The organism is Pedobacter sp. 01N416 (genome assembly GCF_056399685.1).
The window spans coordinates 1-3442 of sequence record NZ_JBFTRT010000726.1 but is presented as its reverse complement, the minus strand read 5'-3'; the positions used below and the strand labels follow the sequence as shown (position 1 = coordinate 3442).

General features: G+C 39.5%; 4 protein-coding genes. 2 read left to right on the top strand and 2 right to left on the bottom strand.

The window, feature by feature from the left end; genetic code table 11:
* On the top strand, positions 1-229 hold a 229-nt coding region (locus AC1DND_RS26355; RefSeq protein WP_477585623.1), incomplete at its 5' end, for an SRPBCC domain-containing protein.
* A 194-nt stretch (positions 230-423) separates the two neighbouring features.
* Here AC1DND_RS26355 and AC1DND_RS26350 read toward each other — a convergent pair.
* Positions 424-1338, bottom strand: coding sequence for a pentapeptide repeat-containing protein (locus AC1DND_RS26350; RefSeq protein ID WP_477585621.1), 915 nt, complete (start codon positions 1336-1338; stop codon positions 424-426).
* A 112-nt stretch (positions 1339-1450) separates the two neighbouring features.
* Positions 1451-1861 carry a helix-turn-helix domain-containing protein gene (locus AC1DND_RS26345; RefSeq protein ID WP_477585619.1) on the bottom strand — a complete coding sequence of 137 codons (411 nt, stop codon included), beginning with the start codon at positions 1859-1861 and terminating at the stop codon, positions 1451-1453.
* Between the two features lie 277 nt (positions 1862-2138).
* On the opposite strand from AC1DND_RS26345, the gene AC1DND_RS26340 reads away from it, so the two are divergent.
* The gene (locus AC1DND_RS26340; RefSeq protein WP_477585618.1) at positions 2139-3152 is read left to right on the top strand and encodes a zinc-binding alcohol dehydrogenase family protein; all 1014 of its coding nucleotides are present in this window, start codon (positions 2139-2141) and stop codon (positions 3150-3152) included.
* The last annotated feature ends 290 nt before the right edge of the window (positions 3153-3442 follow it).

Genomic DNA, 3442 nt, shown 5'->3' with positions numbered 1-3442 from the left:
GGTTAAGCCGAATGAGCTGCTGAAGTTCACAGATAAATTTGATGATCCTAACATGCCAGGAACCATCGTAAATACGATCAGATTAAAAAAAACTTCAGTAGGTACAGAACTGGAAATTTTACAGGAAAATATACCAGCAGCCATACCTGCCGAAATGTGTTACCTGGGTTGGCAGGAATCGTTAGAAAAACTGATTAAATTGGTAGAGCCAGAAATACCTGAAGGTTAACTGGTTTATGATTGGCAGCTTAGAAAATGGGGCGCCATTGCGGGGAGGAACAAAAGCCTATGCCGACTTTCGGGGAAACAACCTTTCCTGGTGCGATAAGGTTGCTTCATCCGATAAAAAATCGGCCTCGCAATGACGATCCATCTATACCGATCATCTCACTTCCTTTTTTAAGAGGCATAGATATGCCTATATTACACCAGGTTAACCTTCGATAAATCGGCACCTAAACCTTTGAGTGAAGCATAGGTTAGCTTATCCATCGTTGCCCCTTCAAAGCAGATCGTTTTAATAGCCTTGTAATATTTATTGGTGAGGGCGAAGGTAGAGCGAAAAGATACATTTTTAAGGGTTGCACCTTTAAATGTAGTTTCGTTAAGTGCTGCGTTGTGAAACAGCACCCCTGTAAAAGTCTGCCCATCCAAACGCAGTCCACGCAGATCGGAATAGTCAAAGTCTACCCCCTCAAACACGCAGTTTTCAAAAACCGTTTTCCTTAAATCGGTCTTGCTCAGTTTTACCTCAGTTAGCTTGGTATTACTGATTTTTGCCCCCGCCAGTTCTAAAGCATAGAATTTTGTACGCACCAAAATGGCCTGATCAAAATTAGTGGCTGTAAGATCAGTAGCCGACAGGCTGCAATCAGTTAGGTTTGCAGCATGAAAACTGGCTTCACGTGCATCGCTACCCAGAAACGAACTGCCAGTCAGGTCAGCACCAGTAAAATCTGAGCCGCGTAAATTACTCCCGTTAAATTTCAGCTTATGTGCAATAACACCAGCAAAATCGGTTTTGGCCAGATCGTTTCCGCTAAAATTGGTCAGTAGCTGTGGCTGATGTGAATCTGTTAAACTGTTTACCTCTGGTATTGTCTCTTCAACCGCACTGATGGCATTTATAGAAGGGCGGTTTTCTGAAAAATAATTGAGGTCTACATCCAGAATCTTGGCGAGCTGGTTCAAGGTAATAATGTCTGGCATTGATTCTCCCCGCTCCCATTTTCCAACGGCCTGTGGGCTTACAAATACATGTCCGGCAAGTCCGGCTTGAGACATGTTTGTTTTTTTTCGTGCTCCGGCAATTTTGTTGCCGATCATTTTTGCATCCATACGTACTGTCTTTTTTTAATCTTTCGACATTGCAAATGTAGCCGGCCTGTTAACCAGATTCAGCAAATCAGTCGCTCATTATAGTTGTAATTATGCTACTTTTTGTTGCTTTTTAGCAACTGTAAGTTGTTTTTAAGTTTCTAAAAGCTTTAAGGCTTAATCCCCTTTGTGATTTGAAGAATTTATTCAAATGGCTTTCGTCCGTAAACCCCAACTCATATGCAATTTCATTGATCCGCATGTTACTGAAACGCAAACGTGCCTCAACCAGTTTAATCCTTAAATTGGCAATATATTGCTGAAGTGTTTCGTTGGTATGTTTCTTGAAATATTTACCAAAATAATTCTCAGAAATACCAAACTGGTTGCTCAGTTTTTCAGCCCTTAATTTCTCAGGGTTATAAATATTCGCCTGAATATAGTTTAGTAAGGCCAAGGTTTTCTCTTCAGCATCTTCTTTAATGGCAGCAGGCAGGTATTTGGCAATATTCCGGGCTACCACAACAATCATCGTATCTACCATTTTCGCAATTAACTCTTTGTTATACAGATCACTTGTTTTCCTGTGCCCGATAAAACATATATCAGTTCAAAAAATAAATGTTTATGGCCTTCTTTCGGACATTCATCTAGCTTTTTATAAACAATTTCAAAAGGTTCGTATAAAGTTTCTCTATTCATTTTGTGCTAAACCATAGCGCAAATTTACCAATTAAAAGCAAATTTATACTGAATAATAACACCATATCAGTTTATATTTGCCTTAAAGAAATTATAAAATTGCATATTAATATAAAGACATGAAAGCTATAGGATTTGAAACCTCACTACCCATTTCGGCAGAAGAAAGTTTTATCGAATTTGAAACAGCTGTTCCACAACCTAGCGGACGCGATATACTGGTTAAGATAAATGCAATCAGTGTAAATCCGGTAGATTATAAAATACGCCAGAACAGTGCTAAAGATACTGTATTGGAAACGCCTAAAGTGATTGGCTGGGATGCTACCGGAACGGTAGAAGCTGTTGGAGAGGTGGTTACTTTTTTTAAACCTGGCGATGCGGTTTATTATGCTGGTGACCTTACGCGCAGTGGCAGTAATACCGAATATCAATTGATAGATGAACGTATTGTAGGTTTAAAGCCAAGCACACTCAGCAATGCCGAAGCTGCTGCTATGCCCCTAACCGCGCTTACAGCATGGGAATCGTTATACGATCGTATCCGCATCAGCGAACAAAAAGATAAAGGAAAAAGTATACTCATTATTGGAGGTGCCGGTGGTGTAGGTTCAATTGCCATACAGCTCGCAAAAAAAATAAGCGGACTAAAGGTAATTACCACCGCTTCGCGTACAGAAACCAAAGAATGGTGCCTGGATATGGGAGCCGATTTGGTAGTAGACCATAAAAACCTGATTGAAGAAATACATGCAGGAGGTTATCAGGAAGTAGACTTTATACTAGATTTTGTTGATTTAAATAACTATTGGGATGCGATAGTAGAATTGATCAAACCTCAGGGACACATTGTTTCCATTACCGGTTCAGCCACTCCTATTGCGCTGAATAAGTTGAAAAACAAAAGTGTTACTTTTTCGTGGGAATTGATGTACACCCGTTCGATGTATCAAACCGATGATATGGAAGAGCAACACCATATTTTAAATAAACTCGCCGAACTTTTTGACAATGGCACGCTTAAAACGACATTAAACACCACGCTGAAAGGATTTACAGCAGCAAACCTAAAAGAAGCACACCGCTTATTAGAAAGCGGAAAAACGATTGGTAAGGTTGTAATCGAATATTAGGGATAATTTATTGCATAAAAATTAATATAAATGACATATAGATTTTTAGCTTATTGTAAGCTACGAGCAATCTTACAACGATCGCTACTAGCGGCGCGCATTAAGATTGCTTCGTGCCTCGCAATGACGAATTCTCTTTAGAATACGTCAATTGTAGCTTGTAGAAAGACAAGTTTAAACACTTAATTAATCGTTCCATACGATAGGATTTTCATCGTGACGGATTCGGATCGATTATAAATTATGTTGCAGTCTTTATTGCTTACGATAGCATGGAAACAAGAAAAGGC

Excerpts from the sequence above, each read along its gene's own strand:
- AC1DND_RS26350 (WP_477585621.1), bottom strand. The coding sequence starts at position 1,338 with ATGGATGCAAAAATGATCGGCAACAAAATTGCCGGAGCACGAAAAAAA.
- AC1DND_RS26345 (WP_477585619.1), bottom strand. The coding sequence starts at position 1,861 with ATGGTAGATACGATGATTGTTGTGGTAGCCCGGAATATTGCCAAATAC.
- AC1DND_RS26340 (WP_477585618.1), top strand. The coding sequence starts at position 2,139 with ATGAAAGCTATAGGATTTGAAACCTCACTACCCATTTCGGCAGAAGAA.